Raw genomic sequence first — 20792 nt, 5'->3', positions numbered from 1 at the left:
GTGGTCATGATCATAAGTCATATACACTTTATCATATCAAATTTTACTGTTCTAAAGCAACTTTACGAGGACGCCTAGAAAGGCTTTGTCCACTAATATGCCATTGCGGTGCAGCCATTGTCTAAAATATTCATCAAGCTGACTTTTTATTTTTCAGAAAATTTTTTCTTTTATTTAATTGAGTAAGCGCTTACATATAGACGCTTATCACGCATACACGTATTTTTTTGTATGATGAGGATGTTTAAGAAGGTTGATCACTTGGGAATACTCTGATAGGTTAAGTAACCATAGCAGTGAGCAGACAGTTCAATAGGCTGTTCTTTGTATATTTTGATTGAGGTGATGTCAAATTAATACGAAAAAGGTGATATGGAAACATGAGTATTGAGATTGTAATTTCTCTATCTATTTATTTTATTGGAATGCTTGCCATTGGCTGGTATGCATTCAGAAAAACAAACGACTTGAATGATTATATGTTAGGCGGACGCGGGTTAGGTCCTTATGTAACGGCTCTATCTGCTGGTGCAGCTGATATGAGTGGGTGGATGCTGATGGGGCTTCCAGGCGCTATGTATACAACTGGTCTTTCATCTGGATGGCTTGCTGTTGGTTTAATTAGTGGGGCTTACTTAAACTATCTTTTCCTAGCGCCACGATTGAGATCATATACAGAAGTTGCTGATGATGCGATTACCATTCCAGACTTTTTTGACAAACGGTTTAAAGACTCATCTACTTTATTGAAAGCTGTCTCAGCTGTCATCATTATGATTTTCTTTACGCTTTACACCTCATCAGGTATGGTATCAGGCGGACGCTTATTTGAATCAGCGTTTGGTGCTCATTATATGTTTGGTTTAATCTTAACTTCTAGTATCGTGATTTTGTACACACTATTCGGCGGCTTTTTGGCAGTTAGTTTAACTGATTTTGTTCAAGGAGCTATTATGTTTTTAGCATTAGTGCTCGTGCCGATCGTTGCCTTTACTCAATTAGGTGGACCTGTTGCCACATTCAATGATATTCAACAGATTGACCCTAAATTGCTTGATATTTTTAGAGGAACGAGCGTCATTGGCATTATTTCCTTCCTCGCTTGGGGACTCGGTTACTTTGGACAGCCGCACATTATTGTTCGCTTTATGGCGATTACGACTGTAAAAGATTTAAAGCCAGCACGTCGTATCGGTATGAGCTGGATGATTGTGTCTGTCATTGGTTCACTATCTGTCGGTTTAGTCGGTGTCGCTTATGTTCATGAAACAAGCACCACTTTGGCGGACCCAGAAACCATCTTTATTGTGTTTTCTAAAGTGTTATTCCATCCATATATTACTGGATTTTTACTTTCTGCCATTTTAGCTGCAATTATGAGTTCAATTTCTTCTCAGCTGCTTGTCACTGCAAGTGCGATGACAGAGGATTTATACCGTACATTCTTTAGAAGAAAAGCCTCTGACAAAGAACTTGTGATGATTGGACGTATCTCTGTACTAGTCGTAGCGATTGTTGCCATTGGTCTCTCTCTAAACCCAAGTGATACTATTCTTGACCTTGTCGGTTATGCTTGGGCTGGATTTGGATCTTCATTCGGTCCAGTCATCTTGTTATGTCTATACTGGAAACGAATGAATCATCATGGCGCTTTAGCCGGAATGATTGTTGGGGCTGTTGTCGTTCTCGTTTGGATTTCAACAGGCTTAAACAACACGACTGGATTGTACGAAATGGTTCCTGGATTTATTTTAAGTGGTTTGACTGCTATTATTGTCAGCCTCTTAACAAATAAACCGTCTAAAGCTTCTAAAAAGCTATTTAGCAAAATGGAAGACCATCTCGAAGAAGAAACAAAATAACCAGACACGAGGAGTCATCTGCATTATGCGGATGACTCTCTTTATTTTTAAATAAAATGCTTTTCTTTCTCCCGTTTCTGAATAAAATAGAAGTTGTGCAGCCATATGGGCTGTGAGAAGATCATATACATGATGTGAAACGTACATGAAGTGAAAGGAGCGATACGCATGTTTTGGACAATTGAATGGGATACGGTCTTAAAATTAGCCGTTGCCACCTTAATCGGTTTGATCATCGGTCTTGAACGCGAACTTAAGAAAAAGCCGCTTGGGCTGAAAACGTGTATTGTCATTGCTGTCAGCTCCTGCGTATTAACCATCATCAGCATTGATGCAGCCTACAATTTCCCTCGAGTCTCTAAGCTTCAAATGGACCCACTCAGGTTACCGGCGCAAATTATATCTGGTGTTGGTTTTATTGGAGCAGGTGTGATTCTTCGCAAAAGCAATGACGTCATCTCAGGTCTTACGACATCTGCGATGATTTGGGGAGCAGCAGGACTTGGGGTTGCAACAGGTGCAGGTTTTTATAAAGAAGCCTTCCTCAGTCTTTTCTTTATTCTTGTCAGTGTGGAATTTTTACCTTGGCTCTTCCAGCGGATTGGACCCATTCGCTTACAGGAAAAAGAAATCCGCATCAGAATGTCACTTTCTGATCGAAACCGCATGACAGAGATTTTAAAAGAAATGAAAGCACTCAATATTCGTATTCATTCTGTACGTATTGATGATTTAAAGGAAAAAGACTATCCGATCATGGAAGTACGTGTTCGCGTACATAAAGACCGCTATACAACCGATGTGTACTTTGATATTAAAGATTTAGAAGGCGTTGTTGGTGTGAAGTGTGATACGGTTTAGGATAAAAAGCCCCTTGCTATGTGAAACAGCAAGGGGCTTTCTATTTATGTTGTTAGCTGATGAAAGTCAAAAGGCGTAATTGGGGTTTTGTCCTCAATCTCCTTTCGAAAACGCACCAGCATGGCACTTTCTTCAGCGCTTAGTGTTCGGAGATCAAATGCTTGATGTAAAAGCCCATAAATAAGCATATGACGCAGCATAAGGAAATCTGGTATTGTCGCCAGCCATGCGTCATCAAGCTCATTCTCCTGTCGATAGCCTTTGAGAAAATGGCTCATAAATTCACCCGTAAATTCAGCTTTATCCTCATACGGAATCACCGGATACCAAAGAACGTTGTATAGCAAAATGCTTATATCATTGATAAACCAGTGATACCCACAATCATCAAAATCAAATGCAATGATTTCTCCCTGATGATAATGGAAGTTCCCGTGATGTAAATCCGCATGCACCAGTCCATAGACATCCTTGGATATTCGGAGCTGGTGAAGCTTTTGCATCAGTTCATCTTTTCTCTGCAACACAACCGTTTGATCAGAAGGAATATACGTTTCAAGCTTTAATTGCTCCTCCTCATACCACTCTTGACGCTTATAGCGAGGATCTTTCACTTGATATTGTTTAGTCGTTTGATGCATACGCCCAGTATAGGCTCCTAACGCTTGAAACAACTGTCCATTCCAATCTGCTTCGGTCACTTTTCTGCCGGGCGCCTTTTCGTACACTCTCAGCAAAAAAGCGCCTCCTGCTTGATCGGGAATCGCTTCAACATCTTTTCCTCTTGCGGATAAAACCGGTTTAGCTACTGAGATTCCATGTTGAGATAAATACCGAATCCAGTCCATTTCTCCTAGAATATATGTGCGGGAGCGGCGAATGGTATGGGTAATTTTCAATATATAACTCGACCCTTTTTCATCCGTATATTCATACACATAATTTTCTGCATCGGCTAGAAATGTGACCTGTTCTGGCTGAAAATGATAGAGTAGAGCCGCTTTCTTTAAGACCATTTGTTCATCGTATCGTGCTTTTACTTCTTTATGCATGCTGATTCTCCTTTTATCGTCTTTTTACTTATACATGACGGTAATCAGCATTTATACGAGCATCAACATACCTGCCTTTCCTTTTGGTTTCTTCACATACTTTGACAAAAGTTGAAAAATTCCTCTAATTAGAAATAAAAAACCGCAAAAGGCGGTTTTTATTTAGTCATATATATGGACCGTTGGTTCTTTATCTTCAGCATTTTTTGTGATGAGGGCTTCTTGCTGATCAGAAGAGGTGATGTTGATTTCTATATTGGTGCTCTTATAGTAATCCATGACTTCACCTGTTAAGTATTGCGTGAATGCCACGACTTCTGTTTTTCCGTAGAATTGCATTGGAATTTCTACTTTCATTTTTTGCAAGTTCCCGTTTTTATAGAAACCTTTGCCTACCACACCTGTGTAATTTGGGAAGTAGTCTTCTACCTTTGTCTTGAAGCGGTCAAATCGCTCTGAATCATCTTTGTAGCTGCTCTTGGCATTATCTGAAGGGAAGAAGACATTCTCTTCTTTAATCGTATCCCAACTGCCAATATCAGCTGATCCTGCTTTTACATCGGTTTTAGCGATGAAGTTTCCTGGAACAATAGATGATTTTGGTGCTTGTTTATAAAGAGCAATCATGACTGGGACTTTTTGCAGTCCGTCCATTTGACGAAGGCGTTTAATGACTTGTTCCGCAATTTTTTCGCCCTCTGCTAAAAGTTTCTTTGAATTTTTCGATGAATCGATGGTCACCTCTTGCTGAGGATCACCGATATTTTCGCGATAATAATAGACAGAGTTAAGCGCAAGACCGATGACAACCCCGCCAAGCTGTAAGCTATTTTTATCTTTTCTGATTAAGTAATTATGTTCTAGCATGGAAGCTAAGTAGATTGGACTATTTTCATTTTTTGACTTTGTTGAACCTGAGTTTGGAAGAGCAGGGTTTAAGCCTAAGTTCTTAAAGTCTTTGTCTTCTTTTTCAGCTTTTTTCAGATCACTGCCTGTTTTTTTGCGGGCAAGCCAGCTGAGAACAGTATCTTCATCTAAATGCTGTCCTTCTTGGAACAGATAGTCGTTTGTATTGAATGATTCTGTTGCCAGGCGCATGAGTCCTGTTTCAAATTCATCAATGTCTAAGCGTGTATTGAGACGCTCTGCTGTTAGTCCTCTTGCCGCTCCTTGTTTAAACGGCAGCACCATTTTGTAATAGGAATCAGAGATGTTGTACATTGGGATGATCGCTGTTTCTTTCGTTTCATCCGTTTTTTGTGTGACCTCTTCCTCATCCTTTCCCCCAAAAGGTGCACACGCTGACAATACCAGTGTGAGCATTGTCAGCAGCAATAGCAACTTTTTCAATAGAAAACACTCCTCTTATTTCTTTAGCTCCTCGAGCATTTTGGCTTCGTCCCAAATTTCAATATTGAGTTCTTCTGCCTTTGTCAGCTTACTTCCAGCTGCTTCGCCGGCAATGACTAAGTCTGTTTTTTTACTTACGCTACCTGCTAACTTGCCACCTAATGCTTCGATCGCTGCCTTTGCATCATTTCGCGACATTTCTTCTAATTTCCCCGTCAGCACAATCGTTTTTCCTGCAAAGTAGGAATCACTTTCTTCTACTTTCACCGGTTTTGGCCCAGTGTAGGTCATATTGACCCCAAGTTCTTTTAGTTCATTTAGCAGATCTAGTATTTCTTCTTTCTCAAAGTACGTGACGACTGCATCGGCCATTTTTTCACCAATTTCATCTACTTCAAGTAATTGTTCTTTCGTTGCTTGTTTTAACTGATCGATATCCTCAAAGTGCATGGCCAACGTCTTCGCTGCTTTAGAACCAATAAATCGAATACCAAGTCCAAATAATAAACGTTCAAGAGAGTTTTCTTTCGATTGCTCGATCGAACGCAGTAAGTTATCGACTGATTTTTCGCCCATTCGTTCTAGCTGAATCAACTCTTCTTTTGTTAAACGGTAAAGGTCTGATACACGAGAGACAAGCTGTTCTTTGAAAAGTTGTGTAATGACTCGCTCGCCTAGCCCATCAATATTCATCGCATTACGAGACACAAAGTGAATGAGTCCTTCACGTATTTGAGCGGGGCATTGTGGATTGATGCACCGAAGCGCCACTTCTCCTTCAATTCTGACCAGCTCACTATGACACTCTGGACATTCAGTCGGCATGTGAAACGGCTTTTCTTCTCCTGTTCGCTGATCAACAAGGACACCTGCAACCTCTGGGATAATATCGCCCGCTTTTTTGACAATCACTTGATCAAAAAGGCGGATATCCTTCTCTTTGATCAAATCTTCATTATGAAGAGAAGCACGCTGCACTGTCGTTCCTGCCACTTTTACAGGCTCAAGAATCGCTGTTGGGGTGATGACGCCAGTACGCCCCACACTTAGTTCAATATCAATCAGCTTCGTCACGACTTCTTCGGCCGGAAATTTGTACGCAACAGCCCAGCGTGGACTTTTTGCTGTGAAGCCTAGTTCTTCTTGCTGAGCCAATGAATTGACTTTAATAACAATGCCATCGATTTCGTATGAGAAATCAGCACGCTTTGTTTTCAGTGTTTCAATGAGGTCGATCACTTCTTCAATGGTTTGGCACATCCGTCTTTCTTTGTTCGTTTTAAAGCCAAGCTCATCGAGAAGATCAAGTCCTGCGCTTTGCGTTTCAACACCAATTTCATCAAGCTCCGCTATACTGTAGACGAAGATATCAAGGTTTCGTTTCGCTGCAATTTTCGTATCGAGCTGACGAAGTGAGCCAGCAGCCGCATTACGCGGGTTCGCAAACGGCTCTTCTTCGTTTTGCAATCTTTTTTCGTTAAGGGCTTCAAAAGAAGGTTTTGGCATAAATGCCTCGCCTCTCACTTCAATCGACAGAGGCCGATTGATTTTGAGCGGGATGGAACGAATGGTTTTGAGGTTCTCGGTAATATCCTCACCTGTTGTCCCATCACCCCGCGTGGCACCCCGGACAAACACGCCATTTTCATAACGGAGAGAAACAGCGAGTCCGTCAATTTTCAGCTCGACATTGTAAGCGACGTCGTCACCGACTGCCTGACGAACCCGGCGGTCAAAATCAAGAAGGTCCTGTTCATGAAACGCATTGCCGAGACTGAGCATCGGTGTACCGTGACGTACTTTTTGGAAGGCGTCTAAAACAGCACCTCCTACTCTTTGCGAGGGTGAATCCGTTGCTTTTAAATCAGGGTATTCTTCCTCCAGAGAAATCAGCTCACGCATCCGCGCATCATATTCAGCGTCAGGAACACTTGGACGATCCAGTGTGTGATATTCGTAGTTGTATTGATTCAAAATCTGGTGTAGTTCCTCGATCCGGCGTTTCGCTGCTTCTTTATCCATCTGCTTCTTCCTTTCACTTCATCCGTTTTGTCAGTCCTATCAGTTTATTGCTTTTCGATTGGCGCAAATGCGGCAAGGAGACGCTTAATGCCTGTAGGGCTTGGGAAGGCAATATCAAGCTCTGTACTATCCCCACTACCTTTTACACTCACAACCGTGCCAACGCCCCATTTTTTATGAGCGGCTTTATCACCGACAGCCCAACCAATGCTGCCGCCGCCTGTGTTTTGAATGGTTTGCGTTTGGGGACGTGAGACAGGCCCTCGTCTTTGCGGTCTTTCTCTCGTTTGGCCAAATGGTGTTTTCGTTTCTTTTTTCTCATTTAGGTTGTCCAATAAATCAGCTGGTATTTCTCTGATAAATCGTGATTCCAGATTCATGTTCGTCCGGCCGAATAACGTTCTCATCTTCGCACTTGATAAATAAAGCTCTTCTTCGGCCCGTGTGATCCCTACATAAGCAAGACGGCGCTCTTCTTCCATCTCGGCATCTTCCATTAATGAACGGCTGTGCGGGAAGACGCCTTCTTCCATTCCCATTAAGAACACAACAGGGAATTCAAGTCCTTTTGCTGCGTGGAGGGTCATTAAAATGACCGCATCCTGATCTTCTTCCTCAGCCTCATCCAACTTATCAATGTCTGCGACAAGGGCGAGGTCTGTCAGGAAGGTGACAAGTGATTTATCTTCATTTTGTTCTTCAAAGTTTTTAGTGACCGATAGAAACTCGTCAATATTTTCTAAACGGCTTTGTGCCTCAATCGTTTTTTCGATCTTCAGCGCTTCACGGTAACCTGTTTTCTCTAGGATCTCTTCCGTTAATTCTGTGACAGATAAATAATCCTGCATATTTGTCATTTGATCAATGAGCTGCTTGAACTCATCAAGTGCATTGGCTGCTCTTGCACTGAGTCCAATGAAATCCACCTGACCAAGTGCTTCAAACATAGAGAGATCATTCATTTCTGCGTATGCGGCAATTTTATCAACAGAAGTCGCCCCAATTCCTCGTTTTGGTACGTTGACAATGCGTGCAAAGCTAATATCGTCATCTGGATTTGCCACAATGCGTAAGTATGCCAAAATGTCCTTGATCTCTTTTCTGTCATAGAACTTCGTGCCGCCGACGATGTTGTATTGAATGTTTGCCTTCATTAACGTTTCCTCTATGACACGTGACTGGGCGTTCGTTCGATAGAGGATCGCAAAATCAGATAATTTACGTTTGCCGCTCTGATGGAGCTGACGAATCTTTCCAGCGACAAATTGACCTTCCCCGAATTCATTATCTGCGCGGTAATAGGCAATCTTCGCTCCTTCGTCATTTTCTGTCCAAAGGTTTTTTGGCTTACGGTTTGAATTGTTTTGAATGACCGTGTTTGCGGCATTCAGAATACGTTTAGTCGATCTGTAATTTTGCTCAAGCAAAATCACTTCACTGGACGGATAATCTTTTTCAAAGGAAAGAATGTTTGTAATATCCGCTCCACGCCAGCGATAGATAGACTGATCCGAGTCACCGACCACACATATATTTTGAAAACGCTGAGCGAGCAATTTCACAAGCATGTACTGCGCTCTGTTTGTATCCTGATACTCATCGACATGAATGTATTGGAATTTTCGCTGATAGTGTTCTAATACTTCAGGGATCCGCTCAAACAGACGAATCGTCATCATAATAAGATCATCAAAATCGAGTGATTGGTTCTTGAGTAATCGTTTTTGATAATCTGTGTAGACGTCGCTGACCACTTGATCATAGAAATCACCAGCAGTTTTAGCGTATTCCTCTGCGTCAATGAGTTCGTTTTTTGCACTACTGATTGAACCTAAAATGCTACGTGGATCAAACTTTTTAGGATCGATATTTCGTTCTTTTAAAATGTTTTTAATGACTGAAAGCTGATCAGATGTGTCTAATATAGAAAAGTTGCGATTCACACCAATACGGTCAATATCGCGTCGTAAAATGCGCACACACATGCTGTGGAACGTAGAGATCCAAATGTCATCCGCACCAGGCCCTAAAATGGCTTGTACACGCTCACGCATTTCTCTTGCTGCTTTATTTGTAAAGGTAATCGCTAAAATATTCCACGGTGCCACATGCTTTTCTGCCATTAAATACGCAATTCGATGCGTGAGCACTCGTGTTTTTCCACTACCTGCTCCTGCCATCAGTAGCAGCGGCCCATCTGTTGCTTTGACCGCTTCTTTCTGCGCGTCATTCAGCCCTTCTAATAGATGATTCGATATTTCATTCATTTCATTCACCGCCAATTCGAACTTATGTTCTATTTTAACCCGTTTCGTCTTGTTTGACTATGATGACTTTTTCACTGCGTCGACTGTCTTTAACGCTTCTTTAAAATTGTCATAAATGACGTTTCCCACTACGACAACGTCTGCATGCTGTGCAAAGTCTTTCGCCTGCTCTTCGCTTTCAATACCGCCGCCATAAAATAGAACCGTTTCATGTAGCACTGCTTTGGTTTCTTTCACAAGCTCTATGTCTCCAAGCGTCCCGCTGTATTCTAAGTAAAAGATGGGCAGTTTCATCAAGTGCTCTGCCACTCTTGCATATGCCCTTACGTCATCTATATCCAGTGCCGTATTGGCCTCTGTCAGCTTAGCCGCTTTACACTCTTCGTTTAAGATGACATATCCTTCCGGCACAATCTCTTCCATTGACATCAAATCACCGTATTCCTTCATCGCATCCTTATGCAGACCAACAATCCAATCAGGATGAGCGCTGTTTAACACAGTGGGGATAAAATACAGGTCAAAGCCAGGCACAATCATCTCATGTGTCGAGATTTCAAGGACACATGGCACAAGAAAGCGGCGTACCTTTGACATTAGTTGCAGCACGTTGTCTTCTGTCACGTTGTCACTGCCGCCAATTAAAATGGCATCCGTACCGGATTCACAAATCGCTTCAAGTTGTTCATCGGAAATCTCTTTATTTGGATCGAGTTTAAAGACATGCTTCCACTCGGTAACATCATACATGAAAAACGTTCCTCCATTCGTTTCATTCCATTTAAATATTATAACAAAATCAGACACCGCAAAAAATGGGTAACCTCCTTCAGCTAAAAGTTTCATTCTTTTGAAAATAGTCGATTTTCACTTTAGGCGAGGTGAATGGAGACTATATGAAAAGCTCCACTTCAAGAGGAGCTGAAGGAGATCAATAGATGCGTGCTGAACTGAAATGAGAGCTACTTCATCTCATCACATGATATTATACATGAAAGGAACATTTTACTATCGACCAAGCAGGTGAATGATTTGAAAAGAACCATCACATATGATCAAACGATCGACATCGGATACATCTATCTCATCCCGCCTCGAATCGGGACAATCAAAGAAACCATTGAATTAGACGTGAATGAATGTGTGAACGTAGACATCGACAAAGAGGGCCGAGTGGCTGGACTGGAGTTATTTGCAGAAGAAGCCAAGGTGTTGAAGCACACACCCGTTTATGAGGACGACCTTTCGTTACGTTTTACGGATCAGGAAGTTCTCTCAACCTATCATTTATCGGGCATTGAATTTCTTTTCTCGACGCCTGATCACGAAGGGTTGATCGGTTTTACAATTGTCGCTCCTCTTCGATATCACATCAAAAAAAAGACAAGAAAAAACCGTTTTGAATGGTCAAAACGGTTTTTCTAAACTATTGTCTCACTTCATTAAAATAATGGACGGATGTCATGGCCCCTTCATCGACCATCTTGTTGTCTTGAATATCTAACGGATCAGGGTGACCAGCTTTTTCAGGAACCTTTTCATCTGAGCGGAACATGCTTGCCCATTTTTTGAGATGCTGTTTATTTTTCACTGCTAATAACACTGCACCACCAACCCCTAATCCTGCAAGTACATACGCATTCGGACGCTTATTCATGTATGTTCCCTCCCCTTATGATCTTAATTGTAAGTTACCCCGCCTTTTCATTTCTAAACGTCACAATCTGTTGAAGTGGTTTCTCTTTCAATGAAAAGTGGAATAACAACAGTAATGATAGAGAAAAGAGGGGATTTTCGTGACAACAACTTTCATTGTCATTGGCGCATTATTAGTGATTTTTTTCATCATACCAATCATTTTATTCATCTGGATTTGGATGCGAGATGAAAAACAGGAAGAGCATTCTGTCCTACGAAATTATCCGGTCATTGGAAAGCTACGGTTTATTTTTGAAAAAATAGGACCTGAGCTTCGTCAATATCTGTTTCTAAATGATCGAGAGGAGCTTCCTTTCTCAAGAAGAGAATACGAGCAAGCTGTCATGTCTGGGAAGTACAAAAGCCGGACAATGGGCTTTGGATCAAAACGTGATTTTGACAAGCCTGGTTACTATATTCGCAACGTCCTATTTCCAAAGCAGCGAGATGAGTTACGCATCGATCAATCTGAAAAAATCCAAACAAAAGTGTATCAGATCGATCAAGACAATTTACTGAGAAGAAGTGAACATACCAAAGAGGTCGAAGCAAAACCTTACTATCTCCATCAAGACGATGTACAAGTGATAGGCGAGCACACATGTCAAAAGCCTTTCCGTGTAAAAGGCCTGATTGGTCAGTCAGCCATGAGCTACGGATCTTTAGGCGACAGGGCCATTACAGCATTATCCTCAGGATTAAAGATGGCTGGCGGTACGTGGATGAACACAGGTGAAGGCGGGCTTTCTCCCTATCACCTCAAAGGCGGAGCTGATATTATATGCCAGATTGGGCCTGGTCTATTTGGCGTGAGAACAGAGGATGGCGCTTTTTCCTTTGAAGAGTTTAAGAAAAAAAGCGAGCACGAGGAAGTCAAAGCCTTTGAGCTGAAGCTGGCTCAAGGAGCTAAAACGCGCGGCGGACATATTGACGGTGAAAAGGTCACCGAAGAAATTGCAAGCATCCGTAAATTGCCGCCCCACCAATCCATTGACAGTCCGAACCGGTTCGAGATGTTTCACTCCATTCCTGATATGTTTGATTTCATTGAACAGTTGCGAAGTATAGGCGGAAAGCCTGTCGGCATCAAGCTTGTGGTCGGACATAAAGAAAACATTGAGGAACTTGCAGCGTACATGAAAAAAAGCGGAAAGCATCCTGATTTCATTACAGTAGATGGCGGAGAAGGCGGCACTGGTGCATCCTTTCATGAATTGGCAGATTCCACAGGGCTGCCCATTTTCACGGCACTCCCAATGGTTCATCAAATATTGAAGGAATACGGTGTCAGAGATCAGGTAAAACTCTTTGCTTCTGGCAAACTTCTCTCACCTGATAAAATTGCGATTGCCCTTTCCATGGGTGCTGACTTTGTCAATATCGCACGGGGCTTGATGTTCTCGGTTGGCTGTATTCGGGCGCAAGTATGCCACACGAATAAATGCCCAGTTGGGGTTGCCACGACAGATCCAAAGCTGCAAAAAGGTTTATCCATTGAAGAAAAGAAATACCGCGTCTGCAATTATATCCTGTCCCTTAGAGAAGGTTTGTTTAATTTATGCGCAGCAGCTGGAATCGAATCACCTATTCATTTTAACGAAAAACATATTATTTTTAGACAAGAAAACGGCCAGACAAGTGAAGTCCCTATGTTCTCAGGCACAGAGCAGTCTGTCTAGCTTAAAAGGTGCGTTTCCACACCTTTTTTCGTTGACATTCTTGCTCAATCACGTATAAAGAAATTAATAGATCTTTGATAAGGAGAAAGAGTATGCGTGAAAAAAAGGTCCGCGGTATGAAACGAAAGACTCAACAGATCATAAAAGAAATGAACGCAAATACGCAGTCGTTTCCGGCGAATGTTTCTGACTACTGGCACCTTCCTCTACCAGCGGCTTATGATTTTATGACTTCCAACAGAACACCGAAAAAGATCAAACGTCTATGCATTCAAACTCTATTGAATAGAGCTGAGCATCTCATTGATTTGAAACCAAACGACGGGGACATATATCGTGTCGTGGTCGCAGTCGATCTGCCTGGATTATGGCATTCACAAATCATTGTGTTTAAAGGGGATTCTTATGTGAAAGATTTCTTCAACAGACAAGATGAGTATCAGACATGGCTTCCCCTTTCCGATCAGAGAAATATTCAAAAAGAATGGGATTTATCTGTTGCACAAAATATGCGAACCATCGGTTTTAAGGAAGTGATCACTGATGACGATGAAGTGTCCTATGAAGGTGAACGATGGTTTATGGGAGAACTTGATGACATCAAATAGAGCCATTTCAAATGAAATGGCTCTTACTTGTTCAACTTCAAAACGACAAATCATAAAGAATGTTTGCAGTGAAAGCTGCTTTATTTTGTTTCGTCCGTTGCTTGTTGCTCTGCTACGCGGTCAAGTGCCATCGTATAGGCATCGTTTCCGTAGTTCAAGCAGCGTTTGACACGTGAGATAGTGGCTGTACTTGCACCTGTCTCCGTCTCAATTTTATGATACGTATTTCCCTCGCGAAGCATACGTGCTACTTCAAGACGCTGTGATAAAGATTGAATTTCATTGATGGTACACAAATCATCAAAGAATCGATAGCATTCTTCCAGGTCTTTAAGGGATAAGATGGAGTTGAATAACTGATCTAAGCTTTTGCCCCTTAATTTATCAATTTGCATCTTTATACATCTTCTCCTTTACTATTGGCACACCGCTCCGCACTGACTTTTCCGAGAAAGCGGTATCTTTCCTGACTCATTTTTTTCAACCTCAGCAATGAGCTTTGAACGAATCATGACAGGTTTGGTTCTACGCTGAAAATGCCATCAGGTTCTTTCGTAAGCCGAAGCTTCTTTATCGTAAACAAATTCGACAAGTTTTGTCATATTCCTTGTGCGACAATCTGACAAACTTGTTTGCCTCCGATATCTAGAACACTTCTGCTCTGTTAAGTCTTTCCCTAAAAAAATAGTATGTGTAGAAAGCTTGGCGAGACGATAAACCTGCGCCCCGCCTTGCTTAATTATTCAAAATATGTTGGTCGGCCAGCGTAACCGACAGATTCATTTTACAATTGGGCACTTCATTCGTCATGTCAAAGCCCTATGCTTTGTCACCATATCTAGCAGCGAAGAGATCTCTTGCTTACTCCTGCCCTATAACAGCGGTCAGAAATCTAGCAAATATGATACAGCTCCACTCTGTTATATTTTAACGCATTATAGACGGAAAGAGTACAGTTTTTTTCATGACATCAAATATTCCTCTTGGCGTCACTCGAATATACGGCAAGTGTGTGCTTTGGAAAAAGACAAGTGTATCAATCGGGCAGTCAAATGGATACCCTCGCTCAATGAGTAGCTCGCGTAACGTTTGCTCCTGCTGAAGAACCGTTTCAAACGGTTCAGCTGATGCACAGCCTGATAATTGCAGCGGGATTTCATGCAAAATCTTCCCGTTTTCTGTGAGCACAATTCCACCGCCAATTTCTTTCATTCGCTTATGAGCAAGCATCATATCATCTTTATTTTTCCCAATCACTAAAATGTCACCAGTGGTTGAAAATGAGCTGACAAAGCCTTGCACCTTGTTTGCAAATCCTTTTAACATTGTGTTCACGCGCCACTCGCCTCTTCGATCAATCAAACTGAAGAAGCTTTGATCATGGTCACAGGACAGCTGGTTGACAGAGTTATCAATCTCCACTGTATAAGGCTCCATGATGACAGCATTGCGCATTTTGACACCAAGCGGCATTGAGAATTGCAAGTCACTCATCGTCAGGTCATAGCTTAAATCTAATGGTTCAAGCCCACCATTTTCCCATTTTGTCTCTTGGAATTGATGCTGGTTCTCCCCCTCTAATTTCAGGATTACCCCTTTAGAAATCACCGTTTCTGGATTTGGATTCATCGGATCATCTAAAATATTCAAAGAAGCCAATCGGCCAGGACCGACCACGCCTAATAAGTCATCAATTTGATAGTATTTCGCAATGTTAAAAGTCGCCATATTGTACGCATCAATAGTAGGCACGCCTTCTTCAAGGGCAATGGAAATGAGACGATTGATCATGCCTTCTTCATAAAAGTGAGGCGCTGATCCATCTGTTGTATAGAAAAAGTGATCGTAGTGCCTAAAGTCACGCTCATGCAATTCCCTTAAAATGTTCACTAAATCTGGGCGGATGGAAGAATGACGCAAGGACACATGATAACCTAGAGACAAGCGTTTGAGCACATCGTCTGCATTCATTGCTTCATGATCACTGTCCGCTCCAAACAGCTTCATTTTTGTTAGCGTTTTCTCAGAAGCCCCAGGGAAATGCCCTTCAATTCGTTTTCTCTGCTTCTTCGTTTCTTGCATGCAATATAAAATGAGATCATCACCGTCCATTAATCTTGGCCAGCTCGTTAATTCGCCGCCTTGAAGGACGTCGGGGTGATCAATCCATTCTTTCCGATAGTTAATAGGAAGCATCTCATCTTCATACCTGACCTCGGTTTGAAGATCGTATCTAGACCACCAGAAATACTGAAATGGCTGCTTTTTTAATTCACATAGAGTGGAAAGCGCTTTCTTTTCATTGCTTTGCAAAAGAAGAAATAAGTTATCGCTGACCATCGTTGTTGTGCCAAATTGAGACACATATTCTGCAAGTGATTGGGGATTATAAATATGGAACGGATGCGCGTGAGGTTCAATATACCCCGGCACAATGTATTTACCTTCACAATCAATCACACGTTTAGCTGATTTATTTTGAGGAAGCTCTGCTCCGACATAAACAATTCGATCATCATGTATCCAAATATTTGCCTTCACCCATTGCTTCAAAAACGGGTTTAGCACGAGTCCATTCGTTAAAAGGAGTGTTGGAACTATTTTTGAGTCGACTACATCGATTTGTGTGCGGATGTCATTGTTTCTCCAATTAAAAGTACGTTCGGACATTCACATACTCTCCTTCATTTGTATTAGCCCTATCGTAACATAACGAACCACGTTACGCATTAATGAAACGTTACAATTTCTTGAAATCACACTTAAAATAATTTAAAAAAGGAGAATCACTTGCAATGAAACCTAATCTTGGCTTAATGGAAGCGCTCATGAGAATTGCCTGCGGAATGACGATATGTACTGTAGCTGGATCCTTATATGCTCGAAAACCATGGAGTAAAATGCTGCTTTTTGGCATCATGCTCGGCGGATTAAAATTGGGCTCTGGTATTCTTCGTTTTTGTCCAGTGACCTATATGTGTGAACAGCAGAATACACATAAAGAGAAGGCTGAGTAGACAGCCTTCGTCAGATCGTTGACAAAGGGGCTAAAATGATTTTTATTTTATCCCTTTGTCTTCCTCAGCGTGACATGAAAACCTTTGAAGTCTAGGAAGGGCGAGCACCGGAGCGGAGCGAATGTTACATTCGTGAGCACCGGCGCACAGACCAGCGGGCGAATGCGAGGGTTTATCTGCACGCTGGAGAAGGCTGAGTAGACAGCCTTCTTTTTTTTGTGTGTGAATCATTCCGCTGCTTCGCACCATTTGACCAACGTACCAGCAATGATTTCTGCTGCTTCAATCACATGTTTGATCTCAATGGATTCATTCGGGAAATGGGCAAGCTCTGTCGTTCCAGGTCCAAACACAATGATTGGGATATCCGCTGCTTGTGACAGTAATCCGCCGTCTGTCCCCCAAGGGGCGGCTTCCACCTTTGGCGGGTGCTGCATGACCTCTACATATTGTTCCTTCAATAGACCTAAAAGCGGGTGATCAGAGTCGATTGACCCTGGAAGCCATCTAGCACCAAACCACTCCACCTCCACAGGATGTTCTTGAAACCAATCATCCTTTTCAGCGAGTCCAGTCATCCAATTTTCTAATTCCTTCTCTGCCTGCTCAACTGTCTCACCTGGCATCACACCAAGCCTGCCTTCCATTGTGACAAGATCTGCGACAGAGGACGGCCAATCACCGCCTTGAATTTTCCCAATGTTGATTGGAATTGGAATCGGGATATGCTGAAACAACGGCTCCGTCACTCGCTGATTTCTTTCTTTTTCTAGTGCCGCTATATGAGAAAGGACCACCGTGCTCTTTTCAATAGCAGAAACACCGTGATACCTTGTTCCGCCATGAGCTGCCCTTCCTTTAATATGCAGCCTGAACCACTTTGATCCTTGCTGAAGTGGAAAAATGTTCATATGACTTGGCTCTGGAATGATGGCAGCGTCCGCTGTGTACCCTTTCAATATCGCAGCAAGTGTGCCTGCTCCGCCGCTTTCCTCTTCGACGACACTATGAAACACCACATCTCCTTTCAGGGGAATCTGAAGCGCATGCAGTGCCTCAAGCGCAAAGAGTAAAGAAACGTTTCCACCTTTCATATCTGTTGCCCCGCGTCCATAAAGTCTCCCGTTTATGATATGCCCGCTGTAAGGCGGATATGTCCATTGATTCGTATCTCCTGCCGGAACCACATCTACGTGCCCGTTTAATAAAATCGATTTGCCGCCACCTTTTCCTTTCAATCGCCCAGCAACGTTGGGACTCCCCTGAAAAGCTCGGCGCGGGGAATAAAAATAAGGATGCTCTAGTAATTCATCACCGCCAATTTCCCAAACGTCTACATCAAAGCCAATGGCGGACAGTTTATTGGCCACGATCTGCTGCACGTCTTCTTCATTTCCTTGGGTGCTGTCACATTGCACCATTTGCTGAAGAAGCGTAATGGCTTCATCCTGATGCTCTTTCATCCAGTTTCTGATACGTGTTATTGGCTGCAAGTCGTTCATCCTTTCTACACAACAGATTTGACATCAGGCGCTAAAATTAATGGCGCTTCAGTCGCTCTTATGACATCTTCCGGCTGAAATGGCGGCATGACTTCACGTAAAATGAGCAGCTGAGACTTGACCTCAATAACCGCCATATCCGTAATAATCAAATCGACACACGCTTTAGCGGTTAATGGCAATGTACAAGCCGTTTTCACTTTAGATCGACCGTGTTTATCCAGATGGCTCATCACCACGACCACTTTTTTCGCTTTTTGTGCCAGCTCAATCGCTCCGCCCATACCCGGTACTCTTTTCCCCGGTACAATCCAATTGGCAAGATCCCCTTGGCTGCTTACTTCAAGTGCACCCAAAATCGTCATATCCAGCATGCCTTTTCGGATGATGCCAAAAGCAGTCGTACTGTCCATGTACGAGCCGCCCTTTGTCAACGTAATGGGAAAACCACCGGCATTGCACAAATTCGGATCTTCTTCCCCTTGCAAAGGCGAGGCTCCTGCCCCCATAATGCCGTTTTCTGCATGCAGCCACACCTCGTAATGTGATGGAATGTAATCTGCCGCTAGGGTCGGAATGCCGATCCCAAGATTCACAATCATGCCATTTTCAATTTCTTGTGCTGCTCTTTTGGCAATGCGGTGTCTTAAATCGATGTCTCCCATGCCCATGTCCAGTTCACTCCTTTTGATTGCACGATTTGATTCACAAATACGCCTGGCGTCACGATTTCCTCTGGATCGAGCTGCCCTGCTGCCACAATTTCTTCTGCCTCCGCTATGGTCCAGTCTCCTGCCATCGCCACAATCGGGTTTGTATTCCGTGCGCTTTTATCAAAAATCAGGTTTCCCACTTCATCTGCTTTGTAGGCATTGACGATGGCAATATCCGCTGTAAGCGCAGGCTCTAACATATAATTCTTCCCATTCAATTGAACCAATTGTTTCTCATCGAGATTCAGGCTATCCATCCCAACATCTGTCACAATGCCCGCCAGCCCCATTCCGCCTGCTCTGATTTTTTCTGCAAGAATGCCCTGCGGATAAAAATGAACGTCTAATGTACCAGCCTGCATTTTCTGTCCGGCAATGGGATTTGAGCCGATATGGGAGGCGATGATTTTTTTCACTCTTCCTTCTGTGATGAGCCGGCCCACACCAATTTGCGGGAAACCTGCATCATTTCCGATCAATGTCAGATCTTGAATATTTGCTTCCAAAATGGCATCAATCAACGATGGTGGTGAACCCACGCCGCCAAATCCGCCAAACATGATGTTCATGCCATCTTTTAATCGCGTCATCACTTCATCCAAACCCACAGTTTTGTTCATGTTCGTTCCTCCTTACATAGCAGATGGGAAAAACCCTCGATTGATCACTTCTTGTTCGACTTGTGTGATGGTCTGCCCGAATAAATCAATGAGTTCATCCATTTCCTGCTGTGTGATGGAAAGCGGCGGTGCGATCATAACCGCTGCGCCTCCAACCCCATCCTCTCCAGCGCTTGCTGGATACACCAGCAGTCCATTTTGTTTTGCCGTTTCAACGACGAGATTGGTTATCTGAGCATGTGCAGGAAATGGCGTTTTGGATAAACGATCTGCGACAAACTCAATGCCAATAAGCAATCCCTTCCCTCTCACATCTCCTATGATGGAATGATTTACTTGCAGATCTTTTAAAGCATTCATCAGATATCGCCCAAAAAGGTCTGCCCGGTCGGGAAGCTGATGTTTTTTCATATATCGAATGACCGCTAATGAAACGGCTGCTGAAAGCGGATTGGCACTATATGTGTGCCCTGCCATGACAGAGCCGGAGCCGCTGATAATCGGTGCCATCACACGATCCGTTGAGACAACTGCTGCGATTGGAGAATAACCTGCGCTCATGCCCTTTCCGAGAACCATGATATCTGGTACCGTGCCCCAGTGTTCCATCGCAAACATTTTCCCAGTTCGTCCAAAGCCCGTCATGACTTCATCTGCGATCATTAAAATGTCGTTTTCTTCACAGACACGCTTCATCGCTTCGAAATATCCGTCTGGCGGCAGGAGCGCCGCTCCCGCTGCGCCAACAATCGGTTCAGCAATCAATGCGGCGATCCTCTCTTTTCCTATACGCTGGATGACGGTCTTAAATTCTTGAACATACCACTCGACCTGCTTGCTGTCTTCCTTTGGCAGCCATGACCGGTAGCTATAGGGCGGTGACAGCACTGGGTGCTTTTCAAGCAGTGGTTCAAAGCGCTCCCTCCTTGCAATATGACCTGACATTGACAGCGCCCCTAATGTAATGCCGTGGTAACTCATCCATCTTGAGATGATATGATTTTTTTCCGTCTTCCCCTGCTCCTGCCAATGCTGAATCGCCATTTTCATAGCAGTCTCCGTTGCCTCTGAACCGCTCCCTACAAAAAAAGACCAGTTCAGATCACCTGGGCAAAGTGTACTCAATTCATATGCTAGTTCTTCCGCTGGTTCATTCGTAAATTGTGACCTGTACGTAAAGCTCACCTTTTTCGCTTGCTCCGTCATCGCCTCAATAATCTCTTGTATGCCATGTCCAATACTTGCCGTGACTGCCCCTGATGAGCCATCTATATATTTTTTTCCGTCTCGATCATATAAATAAATCCCCTCTCCTCTCACAGCCACAGGATATTGCTGATTTAACATCGGTTTGATTAAGTAATCCCGGGTCTCCACTTTGTCATTCCTCCCTCTCTTGTCAGCAGCTGCACTTTTCTTTTTACATGAATCGCAAGAAAATTTTGTATACTTGGTATAAGATTAGCTTAATCAAGAGGGCAGTCATCCTCCATTCGCCATATGCCCGAATTTCACATGTGTTTTTTATACATGGTGTATAA

At 43.0% G+C, this 20792-nt stretch carries 18 protein-coding genes; 6 read left to right on the top strand and 12 right to left on the bottom strand.

What is annotated here, in order from left to right; genetic code table 11:
- The first annotated feature begins 380 nt into the window (after nucleotides 1-380).
- Complete coding sequence (gene putP, locus NST24_RS03535; protein ID WP_039168534.1) at nucleotides 381-1862, top strand: sodium/proline symporter PutP; 1482 nt, start codon at nucleotides 381-383, stop codon at nucleotides 1860-1862.
- Between the two features lie 162 nt (nucleotides 1863-2024).
- Nucleotides 2025-2723, top strand: a complete 699-nt coding sequence (locus NST24_RS03530) for an MgtC/SapB family protein (RefSeq protein WP_169476135.1) — start codon at nucleotides 2025-2027, stop codon at nucleotides 2721-2723.
- A 44-nt stretch (nucleotides 2724-2767) separates the two neighbouring features.
- Here the strand turns inward: NST24_RS03530 and NST24_RS03525 are convergent, their stop codons facing one another.
- From NST24_RS03525 to NST24_RS03505, 5 genes are all read right to left on the bottom strand, one after another.
- Entirely contained in the window at nucleotides 2768-3775 is a 1008-nt protein-coding gene (locus tag NST24_RS03525; RefSeq protein WP_342462331.1) for a phosphotransferase, read from the bottom strand.
- A 162-nt stretch (nucleotides 3776-3937) separates the two neighbouring features.
- Nucleotides 3938-5098, bottom strand: a complete 1161-nt coding sequence (locus tag NST24_RS03520) for a CamS family sex pheromone protein (RefSeq protein ID WP_223255677.1) — start codon at nucleotides 5096-5098, stop codon at nucleotides 3938-3940.
- Between the two features lie 42 nt (nucleotides 5099-5140).
- On the bottom strand, nucleotides 5141-7147 hold the full coding sequence (ligA, locus tag NST24_RS03515; protein ID WP_342462330.1) for an NAD-dependent DNA ligase LigA: 2007 nt from the start codon (nucleotides 7145-7147) through the stop codon (nucleotides 5141-5143).
- A 44-nt stretch (nucleotides 7148-7191) separates the two neighbouring features.
- Entirely contained in the window at nucleotides 7192-9414 is a 2223-nt protein-coding gene (gene pcrA, locus NST24_RS03510) for a DNA helicase PcrA (protein WP_342462329.1), read from the bottom strand.
- Between the two features lie 57 nt (nucleotides 9415-9471).
- Nucleotides 9472-10164: a heptaprenylglyceryl phosphate synthase gene (locus tag NST24_RS03505; RefSeq protein WP_008344257.1), complete on the bottom strand. Its 693-nt coding sequence runs from the start codon at nucleotides 10162-10164 to the stop codon at nucleotides 9472-9474.
- Nucleotides 10165-10437: 273 nt separating this feature from the next.
- On the opposite strand from NST24_RS03505, the gene NST24_RS03500 reads away from it, so the two are divergent.
- Complete coding sequence (locus NST24_RS03500; RefSeq protein WP_342462328.1) at nucleotides 10438-10839, top strand: DUF2283 domain-containing protein; 402 nt, start codon at nucleotides 10438-10440, stop codon at nucleotides 10837-10839.
- Nucleotide 10840: 1 nt separating this feature from the next.
- On the opposite strand, the gene NST24_RS03495 is transcribed toward NST24_RS03500, so the two are convergent.
- Complete coding sequence (locus NST24_RS03495; protein WP_017366762.1) at nucleotides 10841-11071, bottom strand: hypothetical protein; 231 nt, start codon at nucleotides 11069-11071, stop codon at nucleotides 10841-10843.
- Between the two features lie 139 nt (nucleotides 11072-11210).
- Here NST24_RS03495 and NST24_RS03490 point away from each other — a divergent pair, with 139 nt between their 5' ends.
- Together NST24_RS03490 and NST24_RS03485 are read left to right on the top strand one after the other, a co-directional pair.
- Nucleotides 11211-12791 (top strand): FMN-binding glutamate synthase family protein, encoded by a 1581-nt coding sequence (locus NST24_RS03490; RefSeq protein WP_277519371.1) that lies wholly within the window; start codon nucleotides 11211-11213, stop codon nucleotides 12789-12791.
- A 92-nt stretch (nucleotides 12792-12883) separates the two neighbouring features.
- Nucleotides 12884-13399 carry a DUF3916 domain-containing protein gene (locus NST24_RS03485; protein WP_025206871.1) on the top strand — a complete coding sequence of 172 codons (516 nt, stop codon included), beginning with the start codon at nucleotides 12884-12886 and terminating at the stop codon, nucleotides 13397-13399.
- Between the two features lie 80 nt (nucleotides 13400-13479).
- Here NST24_RS03485 and NST24_RS03480 read toward each other — a convergent pair whose 3' ends face one another.
- Together NST24_RS03480 and NST24_RS03475 are read right to left on the bottom strand one after the other, a co-directional pair.
- Nucleotides 13480-13794, bottom strand: coding sequence for a YerC/YecD family TrpR-related protein (locus NST24_RS03480; protein WP_007496879.1), 315 nt, complete (start codon nucleotides 13792-13794; stop codon nucleotides 13480-13482).
- 532 nt (nucleotides 13795-14326) lie between these two features.
- Nucleotides 14327-16069, bottom strand: a complete 1743-nt coding sequence (locus NST24_RS03475; RefSeq protein WP_277519370.1) for an adenine deaminase C-terminal domain-containing protein — start codon at nucleotides 16067-16069, stop codon at nucleotides 14327-14329.
- 125 nt (nucleotides 16070-16194) lie between these two features.
- Here NST24_RS03475 and NST24_RS03470 point away from each other — a divergent pair, with 125 nt between their 5' ends.
- Nucleotides 16195-16416, top strand: coding sequence for a DUF2892 domain-containing protein (locus tag NST24_RS03470; protein WP_008344274.1), 222 nt, complete (start codon nucleotides 16195-16197; stop codon nucleotides 16414-16416).
- A gap of 227 nt (nucleotides 16417-16643) precedes the next feature.
- Here the strand turns inward: NST24_RS03470 and NST24_RS03465 are convergent, their stop codons facing one another.
- From NST24_RS03465 to NST24_RS03450, 4 genes are read right to left on the bottom strand one after another with little or no spacing between them, the layout of a single operon-like run.
- Nucleotides 16644-17909: a peptidase gene (locus tag NST24_RS03465; protein WP_342462327.1), complete on the bottom strand. Its 1266-nt coding sequence runs from the start codon at nucleotides 17907-17909 to the stop codon at nucleotides 16644-16646.
- A 14-nt stretch (nucleotides 17910-17923) separates the two neighbouring features.
- The gene (locus tag NST24_RS03460) at nucleotides 17924-18589 is read right to left on the bottom strand and encodes a 3-oxoacid CoA-transferase subunit B (protein WP_286068280.1); all 666 of its coding nucleotides are present in this window, start codon (nucleotides 18587-18589) and stop codon (nucleotides 17924-17926) included.
- Nucleotides 18565-19251: a CoA transferase subunit A gene (locus NST24_RS03455; protein WP_342462326.1), complete on the bottom strand. Its 687-nt coding sequence runs from the start codon at nucleotides 19249-19251 to the stop codon at nucleotides 18565-18567. Before NST24_RS03455 ends, NST24_RS03460 begins: the two co-directional genes overlap by 25 nt.
- A gap of 12 nt (nucleotides 19252-19263) precedes the next feature.
- Nucleotides 19264-20628, bottom strand: a complete 1365-nt coding sequence (locus NST24_RS03450; protein WP_342462325.1) for an aspartate aminotransferase family protein — start codon at nucleotides 20626-20628, stop codon at nucleotides 19264-19266.
- Nucleotides 20629-20792: the final 164 nt, after the last annotated feature.

This window comes from Bacillus sp. FSL R5-0286 (assembly GCF_038593245.1).
GTDB classification, from domain to species: Bacteria; Bacillota; Bacilli; order Bacillales; family Bacillaceae; genus Bacillus; species Bacillus altitudinis.
Note: the sequence above shows the minus strand (reverse complement) of the source record. Positions and strands in the feature narration are given on the sequence as shown.

Excerpts from the sequence above, each read along its gene's own strand:
- putP (WP_039168534.1), top strand. The coding sequence starts at position 381 with ATGAGTATTGAGATTGTAATTTCTCTATCTATTTATTTTATTGGAATG.
- NST24_RS03525 (WP_342462331.1), bottom strand. The coding sequence starts at position 3,775 with ATGCATAAAGAAGTAAAAGCACGATACGATGAACAAATGGTCTTAAAG.
- NST24_RS03520 (WP_223255677.1), bottom strand. The coding sequence starts at position 5,098 with ATGCTCACACTGGTATTGTCAGCGTGTGCACCTTTTGGGGGAAAGGAT.
- ligA (WP_342462330.1), bottom strand. The coding sequence starts at position 7,147 with ATGGATAAAGAAGCAGCGAAACGCCGGATCGAGGAACTACACCAGATT.
- pcrA (WP_342462329.1), bottom strand. The coding sequence starts at position 9,414 with ATGAATGAAATATCGAATCATCTATTAGAAGGGCTGAATGACGCGCAG.
- NST24_RS03505 (WP_008344257.1), bottom strand. The coding sequence starts at position 10,164 with ATGTATGATGTTACCGAGTGGAAGCATGTCTTTAAACTCGATCCAAAT.
- NST24_RS03495 (WP_017366762.1), bottom strand. The coding sequence starts at position 11,071 with ATGAATAAGCGTCCGAATGCGTATGTACTTGCAGGATTAGGGGTTGGT.
- NST24_RS03485 (WP_025206871.1), top strand. The coding sequence starts at position 12,884 with ATGCGTGAAAAAAAGGTCCGCGGTATGAAACGAAAGACTCAACAGATC.
- NST24_RS03480 (WP_007496879.1), bottom strand. The coding sequence starts at position 13,794 with ATGCAAATTGATAAATTAAGGGGCAAAAGCTTAGATCAGTTATTCAAC.
- NST24_RS03475 (WP_277519370.1), bottom strand. The coding sequence starts at position 16,069 with ATGTCCGAACGTACTTTTAATTGGAGAAACAATGACATCCGCACACAA.
- NST24_RS03470 (WP_008344274.1), top strand. The coding sequence starts at position 16,195 with ATGAAACCTAATCTTGGCTTAATGGAAGCGCTCATGAGAATTGCCTGC.
- NST24_RS03460 (WP_286068280.1), bottom strand. The coding sequence starts at position 18,589 with ATGGGCATGGGAGACATCGATTTAAGACACCGCATTGCCAAAAGAGCA.
- NST24_RS03455 (WP_342462326.1), bottom strand. The coding sequence starts at position 19,251 with ATGAACAAAACTGTGGGTTTGGATGAAGTGATGACGCGATTAAAAGAT.